Source organism: Sphingobacterium sp. UBA5789, from assembly GCF_002418355.1.
Lineage (GTDB): Bacteria > Bacteroidota > Bacteroidia > Sphingobacteriales > Sphingobacteriaceae > Sphingobacterium.
This window is the reverse complement of record NZ_DIDX01000004.1, coordinates 1,062,141-1,079,634: the sequence shown is the minus strand read 5'-3', so window position 1 is coordinate 1,079,634 and position 17,494 is coordinate 1,062,141. Positions and strand designations below refer to the sequence as shown.

The following is a 17,494-nucleotide window of genomic DNA, read 5'->3' as shown; positions in this document are numbered from 1 at the left end:
TAAATCCATGTCACAATCATTTATAAAAGCCTGTGAAGACGGCAAACGTAAGATCGCTGAGATATTATTGGAAAAACAACAGGTGGATGTCCGATACACGGATGAAATGGGACGTACAGCACTGCATTATGCTGCCCATCGGGGGTATCTGGACCTGGTAAAACAATTGATCAGTGCCGGAGCGGATATCAGCTATGAGGAACATAATGGAGAAACTCCCGTTTTCTTCGCTATCCTTCAAAAGCAAAAGCAGACTGCCTTATATCTGATCGAACAGGGAGCTAATCTGCAAATCAATGATTTTCAAGGTAACAGTTTACTTCATGTAGCTGCGAGCAGCGGACAGCAGGAGATTGTAGAAAAACTTCTGCAAGAAGGCCTGGATGTCAACTCACTCAATAATCAGGCAGAAACACCGTTATTGCTGGCGGTACAAGGTAAATTTCCGCCCGTTGTACAGGTGCTGCTTCATAATGGAGCAAATGTAGATCTGACTGATAAAAATGGAAATACAGCACTTAATACAGCCGTAAGCAGAAGTTCTGTTCCTATTGTAAATATGCTTCTGGATAATGGAGCTACCGTTAATTTGCTGAATGATCAGAGTGAAAGTCCGTTGCTTATCGCCACTAAACTAGGTAACCGTATTATTGCGCAGAAGCTGGTCGAGACCGGAGCTGATATTTTTACAGAATCCGCAGATGGCGTATCACCTGTCTGGTATGTATGTGGCAGTAACCAGAAAGAACTTTTATCTCTCTTTATTTCCAAAGGTCTCTCTCCGGACTATGCAAGGCCGGTAGACTCGTTTGACGGAAAAGATGGACAGTATATCCAAAAACTTATAGCACGTACGGGAACACGCACATTTATTCTGGGGTATGAACCTCATTATGCAGGAGAAACATTATTGCAGACCGCTGCAAAGTCGGGCTATCTGTCATTGATGAAAGTATTAATTGACAGTGGTGCACAGATTGATAAGCAGGATGCCTCCGGTAATACAGCATTGCACTATGCTGCTTCCTATGGTAAGAAGGATGCTGTTCGGTTTTTGCTTTCTAATGGCAGTTCTCCTGATATTACTAACGTACTGGAGCAAAAGGCCATAGATTATTCTAATATGCAGGGATTTAATGAAATTACAGCCTTACTGATTGAATATGGTGCGGCACCTGATCCGGTCGTGTCAGGTGCAGTTTCTCCGGTTAAAGAGGTATCAAGAGAGGAAAAACCGGCAATGGATATGGCACAGAAAAAACAAGCTCTGTTTGATCTGAAGGATTTGCTGGATGCGGGAATTATTTCCAAAGAAGAATTTGAACAGGAAAAAAGCAAAATTCTGCAAGCCTAACAAATAATCAGGATCTGGAAAGGAAAAAAAGATCATCAAAAAAATAATAAACACGATGAGATACGGACATATTTTGATTTACATACTCCTGTTTTGCGGAACAGCTCAGGCACAAAACAAACGTCCTGTACTGGATATCATGCTGACTAATTATTCTTATCCTTATGAGGTTCAATACCTGAATTTTAAAAGTCAGGGGCAGGAGATCCGCATGGCCTATATGGATGTGCAACCCTCACAATCAAATGGTAAAGCGGTCATGCTTCTGCATGGCAAGAACTTTAACGGAGCGTATTGGAAAACTACAGTTGAATCACTGGTAAAAGAAGGATACCGTGTTATTGTGCCGGATCAGATAGGATTTGGAAAGTCTTCTAAGCCGGTGGGTTATCAGTTTACCTTTCAGCAACTGGCCTGCAATACAAAACTATTGCTTGAAAAGTTAAAAGTGAACCAGATTTATTTGTTAGGGCACTCAATGGGGGGCATGCTGGCAGCAAGGTTTACCTTGATGTATCCGGATATGGTTGAAAAGCTAATTCTTGAAAATCCAATCGGACTGGAAGACTGGAAATTAGTGGCACCCTATACTACGATTGATGAAAATTATCAGAATGAACTGAAAGCTGACTATGAAACAACCCGAAATTATCAGTCAGGCTTCTATTATGATAATAAATGGAAAGCAGAATATGATGAATGGGTGTATTTGCTGACAGGATGGGTCAAATCTCCGGATTATCCTATAGTCGCTATGAATAATGCACAGACTTCGGATATGATATTTACGCAGCCGGTAGTCTATGAATTCGGTAACATTAAAACACCAACCTTACTGATTATCGGTACGAGAGACCGAACTGCAATCGGTAAAAATAAAGTGAAAGATTCAGCAGTAAGAGAAAAAATGGGGCTTTATCAGTTTTTGGGTAAAGAGACACAGCAGAAAATTAATGGATCACAATTGGTTGAACTGGATAATGTAGGCCATCTGCCACATATTGAAGTATTTGACAGGTTTATAAATCCTTTGAAAACTTTTTTGGCTAATCAGGCTGGTAATTAGTCTGCTACGAATGCGGGACCTGCCCGGTAGACAAGTTCTTTTAAGTGATCAGCTCATCATGGGATTAAAACGGCAGTACTAGAATATCAATATAAACCTCTCTGCCCTGCGGGCATCTCTCCTTGAAAAGGAGAGAAAATTTCCTGGTTTAACCATTGCGTCAGTTGGTGGGGACACCAACTGTATAACAGATTAGATCTTATACACTTTTTTCTGGCGCAAGCCTATTGCTTGTGCCTGTATATGCAATTGTTGATGTCCTCACTAGTTATTATATAGGTTCGTTTTTATCTTATAGTCTTTAACCTCTCTGCCCTGCGGGCACCTCTCCTTAAAAAGGAGAGAAAATATCCTGGTTTAACCATTGCGTCAGTTGGTGTCCTCACCAACTACATAACACATTAGATCTTATTCATTTTTTCTGGGGCAAGCCTATTGCTTGTGTCTGTGTCGACAATTGTTGTTGTCCCCGCTAACTATTTATATAAATTTGTTTTATCTTATAGTCTTTAACCTCTCTGCCCTGCGGGCATCTCTCCTTAAAAAAGGAGAGAAAATATCCTGATTTAACCATTGCGTCAGTTGGTGTCCTCACCAACTGCATAACACATTAGGTCTTATCCATTTTGTAAAGGCACAAGCCTATTGCTAGTGCCTTTACAAAATAGATTTAGATAAAATATGTAAAGTATACTTGACATTTTGAAAAGTATGCTTACCTTTGTTTTGTAAACATTAGAATTATGAAAGCTATTTCATCACCCGGACTTTTCACCTTTCAGAAGTATATCGGTATTGTTGTAACCGTAATCGGAGCATTAATCTTTATATTTGACAGGAGACCGGAAGCAAGTACACCACTTATGATCGGATTGTTCACCCTCTATATTTCAAAGAACAGGGTAGAAGATGAACGGACATCGAGCCTGAAAACTTCTTCACTCTACATTGCATTTATACTTGCATATACGATCAAATTAATAACTTCCAATTTGTTTTCGCATGGCATGATGGGCATACAGATTACAGAAGTAGATCACTTTATTATTTTAACATTTGGTATAGCGCTGATCACATATTACATCAGGCTGTATTTCGGGAAATAAAGAATATAAATGACCAATACATTAAAGGTAGAAAGAGCCAGACGAAATATGACACAGGCGGAGTTGGCAGCGCTTGTAGAAGTATCCCGTCAGACTATAAATTCCATTGAAATAGGAAAATATGTTCCCTCAACGTTACTGGCATTGAAGATTTCCTCAGTTTTTGAAATCCCGGTTGAAAGTATTTTTAATCTGGAAGAATCGGACTGGATAAAGTAATGAATTTCTGTCCGTTTGGGCAAGTATATAAAATCAACAAGTAGCTTATGAAAAATACGGTGATGATCGATGGTAATAACATTCACGATATCTGTTCTTTTTATGAAGAGATCAATCGTGTTTTTATGGCGGGTGAAGATTGGAAAATAGCCTGTAGTCTGGATGCTTTTAATGATTTACTGTATGGTGGATTTGGTATTCTGCATAAACTGGAGCACCCCAGATTAATCTGGACGGGAATTGACAAAAGCAAGGCTGCCCTTGGATATGATGCAACAAGGGCCTATTATCAACAAAAAATAGATGCTGGTCCGGTCTTTAATACCAGTTTTTTCGAACATAAACTCGCTGAACTGCGTGAGGGAAAAGGACAGACTTATTTTGATATTCTGCTGGAGATTATAGCTGACCATCCGGATATTTCTTTAGAGATGAAGGCTTAGAAGGTCCGGATAAATTATAAATAATTTGTTAAGTTTGAGTATGGAGGAATTATTAATATCCATTTCCCGATTAAATCCTTTTGTACAGTTTCTGATCTTTCTGGTGCAAAATATTCTTGTTTTTTTACTCGGGCTTTTGTTTGGATATTATCTGTTGCGAAATCGAGCAGAACATACCAAGCAGATTTCAAAACGAGATAAAGGAATTGCAGCCGGTACTGTTCTCATTAATACCGTTGTGACATTAGCTGGATTTGTATTTTGGGAGAAAGGCTGGATTGAGATAGCATTCGGATGGTCTTTTTATGCGTTCACAGATCTGCTTATTCTGTTTTTTGCTATGGATCTTCTTATGTATATTTTCCATCTGGCTATCCATTACTCATTTATGTATACGTATATTCATACATTACATCACGAATCCGTTGATCCCAATCCTATAGATCTTTTTGTGCTTCACCCTTTAGAAACAGTTGCATTTGGAGTAATGTGGCTGCTACTGCTTTTGTGCGGAACATTTAATATCTGGGCAATCAGTATTTATCTGATTCTTAATGTAATATTTGGTATCGTAGGACATTTGGGAAGCAATAATAATGTGCCCGCTAAAGGTATATGGAGTTATCTGGGGACTGCAGATTTTCACCATGCACATCATCGGGATGTGAAATGTAATTTTGGTTTTTACACCAGTATCTGGGACAGACTTTTCCGCACTTATGCTGTTAATAAAAAGAACTCATAATTTTGCAGTAGTGGAATTCAGAAAACAGATCTAAAAAGATTCATAGCGTCCGGATTTAACCTTCCTTCTAAAGTGGGATGTTAGGTGAGTCTCCGACTTCAAAATCCCAGGTATATTCATAGTGCGGAAGATTCGAATTTGTCTCAGGAAAGGAAAGGTGTTTTATCTCTTTTGCATTTCCATAATCTTTGCCTTCCAGAAGATACACCCCGAGATTTTTGTTTATTTCTTTGATTATTTCAGGGGTTATAGCTTTATTCATTTCTCCGTCAGCAATGACTTTTACCCGAATCTGCTGTTTACCTGAATCCTTCAGATAAGCGGTAAGCTCATATGGTGCAGGAATACCGTCACCACCATGCGATTGTGCCAGTAAAGAATCATTCACAAATATTTCATAATCTATATTTCTGATATCATGATTCAGAAAGTACGTTTTGGTAACTTTAGTAGGCTCTTCTACAACCTTGGTTTCGTTGCTTACCTTATTTTTACCGATGTCTCTGCAACTCATTAAAAACAAGGTGCTCCCGATCATACACAAAATAAATTTATTCATAGTTTTTCTTTTTCTGGCAGATAATACACAGCTATATGCGAATTATAATTCTCTAAATTACATAAATTCTATAAAAGAGAAACGTTATTCGAGCCTTTTGGTTTCTTTTTGATTAAGATAGAAAGTATATGCCTAAAAATACAGCACTCAAATAGATCCATAACAGACAGAAGGTAATATGTATAGTTGTTTCAAATTTCTTCCCTTTCCATAACTCTGTTGAATATCCTGAAAACTGAACGATTAATCTCACAAACCAGAATATTCCGAGACCCAGACATATTTTTCTTCCCAACGCTGTATGGACTAATTCAACAGGAGATGTATAGCATAGTAAACCCATGAGGAAAACGCCAATCGCAATAAACAGGGTATGAATAGACATCATCTGTCTGTTGATAAGATTCAAGGATTTAAGTTCCTGTTTCCAATTGAAATACCTCGGAAATATAATATGGATTCCTGCCAGAAGGATCAACAGTATGCCTATGATTTTAAGTTGTAATTCCATTTTTTTCTAATATAAATGTACTCACAAATGGGGTTACTTTAATCTCTTCTTTTAACAGAAGACCAGCCTGCTGAAAGACATACATCCAATCTTTTTTGGAGTAAAAATGCAGAAATCCAATAGTATAAGCTAAAAAATTATGGCTATCCCGCAAGTGCTCGGTTATCATGATCTGCCCGTCTGACTTGGTCACACGGTTCAGCTCTCTGAAAAATAAGATACGCTCCTCCTGATTTCTGATTTCATGTGCTGAAAGTATCGCGAGACAGATATCGAACCTGTTATTTTCAAAGGGTAGCTGGGTTGTCTGTACGCAAACAGCATCCTTTGACGGGTATATCTTCCGGGCTCTTTTTATGGATATTTCGGTATGCTTTTCCGGATCATAAAAATCACATATCGTAAGATGAATATCCGATGAGATGCTTTTTAAGATCCTGCTCGTTTCATCAAATCCGGCATTGATATTCAATACATTTTTATGATCTATTTTACCAACCCAGCTCAACTGATACAGATCCGATAAATCATAGATATAATAAGAAACTATCAGGGAAATGAGAATGATTATCCCTGCTATCACAGTTCCTGTGATAAGAACGAATTGCAAATGAATTGGAAGATAGGAGTGAAAGAAGAGAGAAACAAATAAAATCAGTAGAGCAATGACATAAAAATGCCAGTTAAACCGGATAATATTCCCTACTCCCTCAAAAGGTTTTCGCTTTAATGCCATGACTCTGTTCTTCCTTTCTTCCAGTGATAAGGAACATTTTTTATTTCAAAAGCGCTGGATAAAACAGGCGTATCCAAATTTAAATGTTCGAAAAAATCAAAATGGTAAGCTTTTATCTGTATAGGTGAAGGTTTCCAGTTTTGACGAACACCTTCTATGATCAATACCTTTTTATTTGCTGAATTGTATGAAAATGTAAAGGGAAGTGGACCTGCAAATTTCCGTGCATCTTTCCAGTCCGAAAATATGGATCCTTCCGGGATCTGAATGTCCTCTTCTGATCTGGTGATCTGAATTTCGAAACCGGACTTTTTTGAACTTACAGAAGTACAATCATCTGTATTTTTCTTTAAAATATCTGTAGTGGAGTAATTGTAATGCGTGAAAATATTTCCCAGGTATTCCATTTTCTTTTTATCCGTTTCAGATTTTAAAATATAGAGCCCTCTGTATTTTTTTCCATTTGCATTGCTGTAGCGAACGAAGATCCGGTAGCCGATGAGAAAAAAATCGTGCCCCATAAAAGACGGAAATCCTTTGGGCCTCAGGGAAGACGTCTGTACCAATGCTACAGCTATAAAAGCCCATTTATCTTCAAAAAGATCTAATTCCAGACAATCGGGTATGAATTTCTGAAGCTGTTGTTTAGGCAAAGCAAAAGTAAGGACAATTGAACTGTCAAAAAATGCTTCAACTGCGAAGGGATGATTTTTTAAAAATTCCATATTCAGATTTGCGGTCCTGCTTTTTTATAGCGTACAAATTCAGTATAGTATATGAATCCTGCAAATAGGACGGCAAATACGAGATTAAGCCTACCCCATAAAAGAAGGTCAGGTACGACTACAAATTCTATTATATTCATCATGATCACCACGACAATCTGTGTAATAGCATTAAATCTGGATTTAAATCCTGTCAAAATCCATGCAGCCATTAGAATTTCGGCCAGCCCGATCAGTAGTGTTAAGGCTCTGGCATGCTCCTGCCCCAGTATTGTCCCGACAATCTGCTGATGCCGTGGTTCAAAGTCAAGAACTTTACAGAATAAACCATTGATCAGCCAGACCAGGCTGATGATCAGGTTTTCAAAACGAACCGGATTGCGATTGTTTAGTTGACTGGCCATACAGGTGTTCAGAATATGAATATTTTATTACCGGATGCTATAAAAATACAAATATTCCCGGCTATAAACTATTTCGCTGATAAGGGATGCAAATTCGTATTATAATCAGACGAAGTGTCTCCATTGTTCTCCTTCAGCTATGGATTTTATAGCTTCATTTCTTTTCTTCAGAAAATCAGCCATATAGGCTCTCAGGAATGTTTTCTCTGCTATTCGTCCCAGCAGACCTAAGGGGGCTTCGAAAGTAAATTTATCTATCATCAGGGTTCCATCTGTATGCTGTTAAAACAGATGTACATGTTCCATACTCTTAAATGCACCTTTCAGCATTTTATCTTCAAACATATGAGGCCTGTCAAATGCAGTGATGGCTACACTTAACTTTTGATAGATACCAAAGTGTCTGGCGCGCCAGGTCACGGTTTCGTGAAGTTCTATCAATCCGGATAATCTGCCAGCAATAGCTTTTTCATTTGTTTGACGTGTAGAAAACTGATGGATATCGATACTTCTGCTGAGATCAAATACACGTTCTATGGGGGCTTTGATCAATGTTTCAATCCGGATAGTTGGCATACTCTATTAGGATTGAAGTAATTTGATAATGTCTTTTTCGAGTGCTTTTGGTTTTGTGGTAGGCGCATATCGTTTAAAAGGCTGACCGTTTTTGTCAATCACAAATTTGGTAAAGTTCCATTTGACACGGTTACTGATAAAACCGGAAAGTTGTTTTTTAAGATATCTGAATATCGGATGCGTATCAGCACCATTGACATCGCATTTTGCAAGCAATTGAAAGGTGACGCCATGATTGACCATACATACCTGCTCTATAGTCTCGTTACTTTCTGGTTCCTGCCCGGCAAACTGATCGCATGGAAACCCTAATAGAATAAGTCCTTGCGCGCTGTATTTTTTATGAAGCTCTTCCAGACCCTCAAACTGAGGAGCTAATCCGCATTTTGTGGCTGTATTGACAATCAATACTACTTTGCCTTTATAATCGGACATCGGAATGACCTTCCCCTGGGGAGTAAGGGCTGTCAACTGATAAAATGGTTTTTCCATTAGGAATGTTTATGTAAGTCTTTTATAATTCTGTTTCTATCTGTTTTGACCTTATTTACAAATGGATTATATATATTGTTATATCGCTATCCATCCACGAAATCCTCTTACAGCATAATAAGAGGAGGCTCCATTGTGATAGATAAAAACCTGTCCGTAACGAAAGTCACCGAATATAGCTCCGCCTAATTTGCGGATCGGTTCAGGTGTACGTAACCAACTGGATGTTTTGTTATCAAAATTGCCGAGTTGCTGTAAATAACGGTATTGTTCTTCAGACAGCAACTCAATTCCCATTTCCATAGCCAGATCTATGGCATTATTTTCAGGTCTGTGTTCTTTTCTTGAATCTTGTCCTTCCCGGTCATAGCTGAGGCTTCTGCGCCCTTTTGGGGTTTCAGCAGAACAGTCAAAGAAAGTGCAAACTCCTGATTTCTTATCATAACTAACCACATCCGGCTCACCACCCGTTTCTTCCATTTCATAGAGCGACCGGAGTTTATCCGGTGCAGCTTCCAGACGGGCTGATACTTTATCCCAATGCAGATCCGGATGACGGTGAATATGTTTTTCAAAGCGTGTTTTTAATACCTCAATAAGTTCTTGACGCTGTGCTGAGGATAATTCAGGTTCGTTGCTTTTTTTCATACTGTGCTACTTACTATACCAGTGATATATATTTAACGAAATATACTACAATAATAATACTTCATTTTTGATATAAAAACAAAAATGAGCACATAGAGATCTGCAGAAGTTATAAAATTAAAAGGTATTTATTTTAGGGAAGGAGAAAGTGAATATATACACTTCCAACAAAACAGGAGTTTTTATCTTACCGGCTGTCAGAATAGATTCCCAAAGCCGGTAAGGTATTTTTTTTTCAGGAAAGCTGATTAAGCTTTTCCGAATGTTGTTGTTTTTACTTTTTTAGTATTGCCTGAAGATTCAATTGTGCTTTTGATCTCCAAAAGACCACCGTTCATCCTGTAGTCAACACTGAAGGACTGTGATTTCTGACTTTTATCCATATATTTAAAAGTGATCTTAGAGCCATATAATGCAAAAGTACCTTCAATATTATTTGCAGTAGCATCCTGTCCGATATTTCCGCTTAAGGTAAACGTATCATCAGGATAAAAATCGATAGCCAGACGATTGATCTTTACTTCTTCAGTTTTTATGATTTTATCATCCTGGAACGTATCGATCTGCTGGGATACACCAATCCACTCTGCAATAATAGGATCATCGCTACTGTCTTTGGCACAGGATACAATAAAACAGGTCAGTACTGCTACGCAGGCACTCAACCAAAATAATCTTTTTAACATGTATTTAGTTTTCTTTTTTTATTATTTGCGAAGGTAACAAAAATGAATTTTAACAAAAAAAACAATAACATTTTTGTAGACAGTTCTCTATATTTCAATTAGTTGTTGCCGGATTTCTTTTGTAACAGCAAACTAAATTCCTGGTCGCGGATCTTCGTCTGTGATCGAAATATTCACCGGAATTTTCACCTTGCGGGTCTGGTTTCCGGGCATTGCAAACAAGACTGTAATATGGCCTTTCAACGTTTCAAAATTTTTATGGAGCTTTACATAAACGCCTAATTGTCCGCATAGCACATCGTTGTATGTCCATAGTGAAAAATCCTGTAAAGGCATAATACTGTTGTTATCCTTTAGCTGAAGTTTTTCGTTTTTCTCGTTTATCAGTTCATAATCTTTTATTTCATAAGTTGCAAAGTCTGCAATATCATCCATTTTATTGACGATATGTCCGTTCTTATTGTATTCCTCAACTTTACTTTTGGCGAGCGGGTAGTAGGTCAGAAGATCAAATTCATCAGCAGGCTTTTTATGTATTAATGTCCTGTCAGAATTAAGGGCCATGACGTTGCTGCTGATCTGATCCAGAAATTCTTTTGTTTCTTTTTCAGAGTAGGGATAATTTGCAGGGCGGTTACTCTGACAAGCGAATAAGACGGGCAGAACTAAAAACAATATCTTTTTCATCGGTTTCTATTTGTGTAGACGAACTATTATGCTGTGAAGTTAGGTGTTTTAAAGTAGTATTCAGAAGTTACATCCCAAAATATTTTCCTGCCTGTATGAAGTAAATAAACCGCATAAGATGTGGTTCGACGAATCTGAAGTCATATGTTGCGAATCTGGATTGATATCCTACGAATAGGTATTCTCCGTTTTATAATACATGAATGATCTGTTTATTTGTTTCTTAGATTAGGATTACAAACCGCTGATACAATATTTCACCATTGAAGATGAATCAAACAGAACTATCGTGATTTTCTGAGAACAATAGCCAGCCTGAATTAAAATCAGATATCTGCCATTGTTAGGTGATCTTTATCCGCTTTAAAAATAAAAATGCATACACATGAAAAATACAATTATTGCCTGCTTTACTTTTTTCATATTTTTATTATCGTGTACCGATGAGCAGGAAATCGCTTATAACGAAAAAGTTTCTGCTGAGTTTTACAGCAATAAAATGCGATTTGAAGAAGTGCAGGAAAAACTGGCCAGCGGATATTTTGACAATTCCGCAGATATTCAAATTCTAAAAGATGTAAAGGATCTGGAAAGTAAATCTGAGTTGGCTGTCACTTCCGGAAAGGATATTAATACATTACTGATCAGTGAAACAGCAAAGCCATATCATACGCAGCTATTGTTGTATCTGGATAAAATACAATTATATTATGCCCTTACGGGAGAATATATCAGTAATACTGATACGGCAGCCAGAAGTCAGTTGATGGACCGCATGAATAAGGTGAGCAAGGATGTGGAAGATTTGCAAAAAAAGTGTCTGGAATCTCAGATTATTTTTTTGAATAAAGCAGGTATACAACATGTTCCTCTACAAGCTAAATAACAAATAATGAGTAATACCGTAAAGCTAAATAAAGATACGCTACGCCTTATCATTGATCCGTTATTATTCGGAGCGATATCATTTGGTCTTCTTATTCTGCTTACTTATTTGTTTCGTTTTGACAAGAATGTCACTATGGAGTGCCTGGCTATTGCAACCATTATTATCGTTTTACGTGTTTCCTATTTGCTGGATGCAGATAGTGCGAAGCATTTTCGTCAACATTATTCACAGATACATGAAAAAAAATTGAGCAATGAAAAATTCAATTATCACCATGAATATTACGAACGGCCTTCTTTTTATTTTTTTCTGATTTTTGGGACATTTGTCGGGGCTTATGGCGTATTTGTATTGTTGGAAAAGTATGTTTTCGGATTTGTACTTCTGATAATAGGAGGAGGCTACATTTACCATATTCTGAAGCCTCAAAAAAGTATAAAAATAGCAGCTAACGGAGTTTGGTCAACAGATTTTGGATTTATATATCTGAATGATATCAAAAAGTTTGAATACTACTTCTCAAATGGCAAATTTTCATCCAAGCATATTAAGATTTATATGCAGAATCCCGATTTGTATAAGATGAAATTGCCTTATCTTATCGTTTCCATGCCAAATATAGAAAAGGAAAACAGTCTTCGATCAGAACTTTCTAAACTAAAATAACGGTTTACTCCTAAGCTATTTTAGAACTTCTTATTTATCGCTGGAAAATTTTCCTTTTAAGTACATATTTTAGAGAAGAGTAGCCTTTAATTAGGTGTCGATATTTAAGTTACGGTATATTCTTTATATTTTTGTGTGGAATAAAGCATTATAAGGAAAGAGAATATGCCTGTTAAAATACCCAATAATTTGCCAGCTATAGAGCTTCTGAAAAAGGAAAACATATTTGTAATGAGTGACCTTCGGGCCAATACACAGGATATTCGTCCTATGCGTGTACTTATTCTGAATCTGATGCCTTTAAAGATTTCTACAGAAACAGATTTTGTCAGGTTGCTTTCTAATAATCCGCTGCAGGTAGAGGTCGAATTTCTCAGACTGGACTCCCATACATCAAAAAATACACCGGAAGAACATCTGGAATTGTTCTATAAGGGTTTCGGAGAGATAAAGGAAAATTTTTATGACGGAATGATCATCACCGGTGCTCCTGTAGAAATGATGAAATTTGAAGATGTTAATTATTGGGAAGAAGTTACAATGATCTTCGATTGGGCTAGAAAGCATGTTACTTCCTCCTTATACATCTGTTGGGCTTCTCAGGCAGCTTTATACCATTTTTATGGCGTAGAGAAAGTACCGCTTGATGACAAATTATTTGGCGTTTTCAAACATACGGCCACTGAAAAAACACATCCTTTATTCAGAGGATTTGATGATGAATTTTTTATTCCGCACAGCAGACACACCACGATCCTGAAGAACGATCTGGAAGATAAAGAAGAAGTATCAATCTTATCTGAATCGGCAGGTGCCGGAATTGCAATCGCTTCCTCGAGAGGAGGGCGCGAGTTTTATCTGACCGGTCACTCTGAATATGCTCCGCTTACATTGCACGAAGAGTATGTGCGGGATGTGGAAAAAGGATTGCCGATAGAAGTCCCTCAAAACTATTATACGGATAATAACCCGGCAAATCCGCCACTGGTGAGATGGACAAGTCACGCAAATCTGTTGTTTAACAACTGGCTTAACTATTTTGTGTATCAGGAGACTCCATATGATCTCAAAGATGTAGAGCATCTGGGAGACATTAAAGTCAATAGCTAATCCGGCAAATTAGTTTAGCTTTTCATTATTGTCTATTAGTTTAATCTCAAAATCATATTGAAAAGCAGGAAATAAGGCCGATTGTTCGGCGGAGGAACTGTTTTTGATATAGATTGGCTCTCCTACAGGCTTGTATCCACCCCTTACTTTTTTCCATTGATCATAGAGTACAGGCCGGAAAGTGGTCGTGTCATGCTCATTAGGTATAAGTCTGATGCATGATTTTGGCATTTTGATTTTTTGCTTCGTCTCTTTATATGTCAGATATACCGTAGTCGTCTTCGGATCATAATGATATGTGCCGGTAAACACATTTGTCCAGTATGCACCACCAGAATACCAGTCTTTAGCTTCAAAGCGATGGTCCGGCAGAAATGTCCAGATCGTACCGGCTCCTATACCTGATGAACGGGAGTTGCTTACCAGGCACCATTGTTGATTTTCCAATGTTTCCCCTTTAAGATCTTGAGCCGGAGCCTGTTTCATACAAATAAAAATACTGAATAACAGAATTGCTTGTCTACTCAAATACATATGATTTTAATCCGATATTTAATAAAATAAGACTTCAATGTACGGTTATAATGTGATAGAATATCTTCGGATGTATATTTGAAGAAACCCGGTTTATATTCGAATTATTATTTAAGTAAATTGAAATGTGAAATACAAGGTTTCACAGTGTTTACAACAAAAGAAAGCGATATCTCTTTTACTTTCCGGTGCACCGTATTTCCGGAAATTATAAAATTCGCTTTTCTCACAGACTTGTTTTTCCCAATAAGTGGCTTTTTCCGTCAGATCATAACATTCATCCGCATCTTTTGGATATCCTGTAAATTCAGTTATATCATTGCAGCATAATGGCCTGTCATCATATTGCATAAATATCGGAATATCAGGTGTCTTCTGGTATTTTTCTGTAAGTATATTTTTGTTATGTATATATGCTGCATCGTTCAAATCTTTTTGACGCAGATACTGATCTATGATTTCGAAATATGCAAAATCACAGGAATGCGTAAGATTACCTTTTAGGATACAGGAAGAGCAGGCTGCATATATATCATCATCCACTTCGCCGTTTTCCAGATGCAGTTTGCCCTGATAGGGGTACAGATCAATATCTGTTCTATTACAGACGTGGCATTCATCGTAGTAGCTGTCTAATTTTTCGAGAGCAGAATCCGCAATAAGGTCAAAAATCTTTCCCATAAGAGTGTTGTGACTTTGATAATAAGTTTACTATCTACAATATCATAATAATTCCATTTGAAAACAAAAGACCAGCACCTTTAGCGAAATACTTTATTTACGAATGTTGCAGCGCACGACACGGATCCTGGGTCAGTATACCCGGATATACATCCATATAGTAAAGGTTAGTATATTATCCCTAATTTTAGAACACATTTCAGGCGTTATGCAATTATGTCTTCAAAAATAGTCTTAAGAATAGAAAAGCAGCATTTAGTAAAAAAAGCAAAAGGAGTACAGCTGCTGTTTGCGGTACTGCTGAGTCTTTTACTGATATTAGCACTCGTTCTGAATGTTAAATCTGCGCTGTTTGCATTCGGAACGGTGGGTTTAGTATGGTTGCTGAAAAGTAAAATGCATATACGCATGAATGTCTATCTTGCTGTAATACTTTTGTTTGCAGCAATGATTTTGCTGTCTTATATTCTTCATATAGATTTTCCATCCTATCTGTTGACGACCTTAGTGACACCTGTTGTCTTACTATCAGGATCCGCTTATTTTTTTCCGGCGGCTGAATCTTCATCAGAAGTATTTTACATAGACAGAAGGCAACTCAAGTGTTTAGCCACAAAAGACAATGACTATAAATCGTATGCGCTTAATCCTTTTTCATTTTACAGATCTTTTGATACGCAGCATATTAAAGGTATTGTCTTCGGAGATAATGATATCCGGATCAATATTAATGACGAGCTGATATTACCCCGCGAGCTGGATAAAGATGATCTGCTTAAAATCCGGGAATTTGTGGAGCAGCATTTTGAGCATCTTGTGCTGCAACCTGCTATGGAAGAAGCATACAAATCACAAAATCAGTTATATCTGCTTAAACTATTGTTAGTTGTGCCTATGGTACTGAGTGGTATGGCTATTTATTTTTTTGCAGACAATGGAAGAGACACACCGTTAACATGGATTCTGATGGCTGTGGCTGCTGTTATGACTATAGGCATTTTAATCTTTTTTAATATTCAAAAGAAAAGATCTGTATAAAAATATAGCACAGCAGTTTTAAATGTTACTTTTTTCGGATATTTTCCAGTAAGTCTGACATGATCGTTAAATAACGACCGTCTCCTTCACGGTAAGACATCGTAGACAGGATGTAAGGTTTAAGAACCCACACATATTTCTTTTCCTGTTTTAAACGTTCCAATTGCTGCGCTTCGATCTGGTCATATTCAGAGCGTTTAAGTACCAGAAACTGAATGCTGAAATAGTCCCTGTGATAAGCTCCTTTTTCTGTGTCAAAGCCGGCTTCTGAAGAGGGCTCAATCTTTAACTGAATAATTCTGTCATCAAACTTCCATAGATCGAAGCTGGTATTTTGAGTATCATAATCGTATATATCAGCACGTATTTCCTTTATGGTATCAACATAATGTTTACTGTATTTCTTTACCTCATTGTAGGAAAGATAATTGACCTTTTCGGGTGGAGATGCATCATATTTATAATAATTCAATTCTTCATATGATCCCAATTTATCATAAAGATGAAAGATCAGAGAATCCAGTTCTTTTTTTGTTTCGATCTCACTATAGCCTACAAAAGAGATCAATTTATCGTTTTCATCTGTTTCCAGTTCTACCTGATCGAATACAAGTCCGTCATAGTGTGCAATACTATCCGTTTTTAAACTTTTATAATAATATCTTTTGCCCGGAACACTCTCATATACCAGATTGCTCTCTGTCATATTTACCTTCCATTCATAGTCAGCTTTCTGTTTTATTGCTCCTGTATTCTCATCCACAGAGTCCAGTACAGAAGCAATCAATTTTACAGGGTTTTCATTAAAGGTGAGCTGATTGACATCAAACATTGCCTTCCGGGATAAGATCTCCGGTTGTGGTTTTTCAGAAGGAGCGGAAGAATTGGAAGTCCCCTGACAGGCAACCAAGGTATAAAGCATTGCAAAAAATATTCTTTTCATAGATGTGATCTTCAAACTGTATAAACTTAAGAACCGACTGAGCATTGGTTTAAGCTACAATATACAAAGTCAGTACTTTAAAAACAAACTGTTAATACAATAGTAAGATAAAGTAAAAGATATTAGTGCAATATGGATGGCCTAAAGTTGTTCCCTTAACATACTCACAGAGGGTAGGGGCAGACCTTCGTGCTCACCGCTGTTCTGTAATATAGTAAAGGCATTCTTTTTAAAATATTCTTTTAAAGAATCTTCTACATATTCCGTAATCCAGATGCTGTCGTAAGACCGGCAAAGTGCCAGACATTTTTCCAGTAACGAATCCTTTGCAGTTGTATTTTCATAAGCTTTCAAAATACCAAAATCTGCGATTCTGATCATACGATTATTGGAATATGTATCGGGCCTTATACCTTTAGAGGTAATTCGGGTAAATCCTGCCGGCCTATCATCTACGTTGACCATCAGCCATTGATTGGATAAGCTATTAACCTCTTTTAACAGATGTTTTTCATCAAAATTAGCCGTTAAATAAGTCCTCAGTTGTTGTTCTTCTACAACCGATGAGAATTTTTCAGTAGAAATATCTTTAGCCAGCAGCGAAAGTCTTTCAATATCCTGTTCTGTCGCAATTACGAATTTTGTAATTATTTTCATACCATTCTTAATTTGTTAA

25 protein-coding genes are annotated in these 17,494 nt (G+C 37.3%); 10 read left to right on the top strand and 15 right to left on the bottom strand.

From position 1 onward, the window contains the following. Positions 1-7 precede the first annotated feature (7 nt). From B4B65_RS14055 to B4B65_RS14030, 6 genes are all read left to right on the top strand, one after another. Positions 8-1,354: an ankyrin repeat domain-containing protein gene (locus B4B65_RS14055; protein WP_293916205.1), complete on the top strand. Its 1,347-nt coding sequence runs from the start codon at positions 8-10 to the stop codon at positions 1,352-1,354. Positions 1,355-1,409: 55 nt separating this feature from the next. After that, complete coding sequence (locus tag B4B65_RS14050) at positions 1,410-2,420, top strand: alpha/beta fold hydrolase (protein WP_293916204.1); 1,011 nt, start codon at positions 1,410-1,412, stop codon at positions 2,418-2,420. 743 nt (positions 2,421-3,163) lie between these two features. Continuing rightward, positions 3,164-3,526 (top strand): hypothetical protein, encoded by a 363-nt coding sequence (locus B4B65_RS14045; protein ID WP_293916203.1) that lies wholly within the window; start codon positions 3,164-3,166, stop codon positions 3,524-3,526. A gap of 9 nt (positions 3,527-3,535) precedes the next feature. Then, complete coding sequence (locus B4B65_RS14040) at positions 3,536-3,745, top strand: helix-turn-helix transcriptional regulator (RefSeq protein ID WP_201679636.1); 210 nt, start codon at positions 3,536-3,538, stop codon at positions 3,743-3,745. Between the two features lie 47 nt (positions 3,746-3,792). Then, positions 3,793-4,188 (top strand): ribonuclease inhibitor, encoded by a 396-nt coding sequence (locus B4B65_RS14035; protein ID WP_293916202.1) that lies wholly within the window; start codon positions 3,793-3,795, stop codon positions 4,186-4,188. A 40-nt stretch (positions 4,189-4,228) separates the two neighbouring features. Continuing rightward, positions 4,229-4,933, top strand: coding sequence for a sterol desaturase family protein (locus B4B65_RS14030; protein WP_293916201.1), 705 nt, complete (start codon positions 4,229-4,231; stop codon positions 4,931-4,933). A gap of 67 nt (positions 4,934-5,000) precedes the next feature. On the opposite strand, the gene B4B65_RS14025 is transcribed toward B4B65_RS14030, so the two are convergent. The 11 genes from B4B65_RS14025 to B4B65_RS13975 all read right to left on the bottom strand — a co-directional run bounded on the left by B4B65_RS14025 (position 5,001) and on the right by B4B65_RS13975 (position 10,957). Continuing rightward, positions 5,001-5,492 (bottom strand): hypothetical protein, encoded by a 492-nt coding sequence (locus B4B65_RS14025; protein ID WP_293916200.1) that lies wholly within the window; start codon positions 5,490-5,492, stop codon positions 5,001-5,003. A gap of 112 nt (positions 5,493-5,604) precedes the next feature. Continuing rightward, on the bottom strand, positions 5,605-6,003 hold the full coding sequence (locus tag B4B65_RS14020; protein WP_293916199.1) for a hypothetical protein: 399 nt from the start codon (positions 6,001-6,003) through the stop codon (positions 5,605-5,607). After that, positions 5,987-6,739 carry a class I SAM-dependent methyltransferase gene (locus B4B65_RS14015; protein WP_293916198.1) on the bottom strand — a complete coding sequence of 251 codons (753 nt, stop codon included), beginning with the start codon at positions 6,737-6,739 and terminating at the stop codon, positions 5,987-5,989. The genes B4B65_RS14020 and B4B65_RS14015 overlap by 17 nt, the downstream gene beginning before the upstream one ends. Beyond that, complete coding sequence (locus B4B65_RS14010; RefSeq protein WP_293916197.1) at positions 6,730-7,464, bottom strand: DUF2071 domain-containing protein; 735 nt, start codon at positions 7,462-7,464, stop codon at positions 6,730-6,732. The genes B4B65_RS14015 and B4B65_RS14010 overlap by 10 nt, the downstream gene beginning before the upstream one ends. Positions 7,465-7,466: 2 nt before the next feature. Next, complete coding sequence (locus B4B65_RS14005) at positions 7,467-7,868, bottom strand: DoxX-like family protein (RefSeq protein WP_293916196.1); 402 nt, start codon at positions 7,866-7,868, stop codon at positions 7,467-7,469. 105 nt (positions 7,869-7,973) lie between these two features. Further along, positions 7,974-8,129: a hypothetical protein gene (locus B4B65_RS14000; protein WP_293916195.1), complete on the bottom strand. Its 156-nt coding sequence runs from the start codon at positions 8,127-8,129 to the stop codon at positions 7,974-7,976. 21 nt (positions 8,130-8,150) lie between these two features. Continuing rightward, entirely contained in the window at positions 8,151-8,444 is a 294-nt protein-coding gene (locus tag B4B65_RS13995; RefSeq protein ID WP_293916194.1) for an SRPBCC family protein, read from the bottom strand. Between the two features lie 6 nt (positions 8,445-8,450). Then, complete coding sequence (locus B4B65_RS13990) at positions 8,451-8,936, bottom strand: glutathione peroxidase (protein ID WP_293916193.1); 486 nt, start codon at positions 8,934-8,936, stop codon at positions 8,451-8,453. Between the two features lie 78 nt (positions 8,937-9,014). Then, complete coding sequence (locus B4B65_RS13985) at positions 9,015-9,584, bottom strand: DUF4256 domain-containing protein (protein WP_293916192.1); 570 nt, start codon at positions 9,582-9,584, stop codon at positions 9,015-9,017. Positions 9,585-9,832: 248 nt separating this feature from the next. After that, complete coding sequence (locus B4B65_RS13980; RefSeq protein WP_293916191.1) at positions 9,833-10,270, bottom strand: hypothetical protein; 438 nt, start codon at positions 10,268-10,270, stop codon at positions 9,833-9,835. 132 nt (positions 10,271-10,402) lie between these two features. Beyond that, complete coding sequence (locus tag B4B65_RS13975) at positions 10,403-10,957, bottom strand: hypothetical protein (protein ID WP_293916190.1); 555 nt, start codon at positions 10,955-10,957, stop codon at positions 10,403-10,405. Between the two features lie 385 nt (positions 10,958-11,342). Between B4B65_RS13975 and B4B65_RS13970 the strand changes: the two genes are divergently transcribed. From B4B65_RS13970 to metA, 3 genes are all read left to right on the top strand, one after another. Then, on the top strand, positions 11,343-11,843 hold the full coding sequence (locus B4B65_RS13970; protein ID WP_293916189.1) for a hypothetical protein: 501 nt from the start codon (positions 11,343-11,345) through the stop codon (positions 11,841-11,843). Positions 11,844-11,849: 6 nt separating this feature from the next. Continuing rightward, positions 11,850-12,512, top strand: coding sequence for a hypothetical protein (locus B4B65_RS13965; protein WP_293916188.1), 663 nt, complete (start codon positions 11,850-11,852; stop codon positions 12,510-12,512). Positions 12,513-12,677: 165 nt separating this feature from the next. Next, positions 12,678-13,622, top strand: a complete 945-nt coding sequence (metA, locus tag B4B65_RS13960) for a homoserine O-acetyltransferase MetA (protein WP_201679622.1) — start codon at positions 12,678-12,680, stop codon at positions 13,620-13,622. A 9-nt stretch (positions 13,623-13,631) separates the two neighbouring features. On the opposite strand, the gene B4B65_RS13955 is transcribed toward metA, so the two are convergent. Beyond that, positions 13,632-14,150: a hypothetical protein gene (locus B4B65_RS13955; RefSeq protein ID WP_293916187.1), complete on the bottom strand. Its 519-nt coding sequence runs from the start codon at positions 14,148-14,150 to the stop codon at positions 13,632-13,634. 117 nt (positions 14,151-14,267) lie between these two features. Then, the gene (locus tag B4B65_RS13950; RefSeq protein WP_201679620.1) at positions 14,268-14,837 is read right to left on the bottom strand and encodes a hypothetical protein; all 570 of its coding nucleotides are present in this window, start codon (positions 14,835-14,837) and stop codon (positions 14,268-14,270) included. Positions 14,838-15,053: 216 nt separating this feature from the next. On the opposite strand from B4B65_RS13950, the gene B4B65_RS13945 reads away from it, so the two are divergent. After that, positions 15,054-15,875: a hypothetical protein gene (locus B4B65_RS13945; RefSeq protein WP_293916186.1), complete on the top strand. Its 822-nt coding sequence runs from the start codon at positions 15,054-15,056 to the stop codon at positions 15,873-15,875. A gap of 25 nt (positions 15,876-15,900) precedes the next feature. Here B4B65_RS13945 and B4B65_RS13940 read toward each other — a convergent pair whose 3' ends face one another. Continuing rightward, on the bottom strand, positions 15,901-16,818 hold the full coding sequence (locus tag B4B65_RS13940) for a hypothetical protein (protein ID WP_293916185.1): 918 nt from the start codon (positions 16,816-16,818) through the stop codon (positions 15,901-15,903). A gap of 141 nt (positions 16,819-16,959) precedes the next feature. Continuing rightward, positions 16,960-17,475, bottom strand: coding sequence for an N-acetyltransferase (locus B4B65_RS13935; RefSeq protein ID WP_293916184.1), 516 nt, complete (start codon positions 17,473-17,475; stop codon positions 16,960-16,962). Between the last annotated feature and the right edge of the window lie 19 nt (positions 17,476-17,494).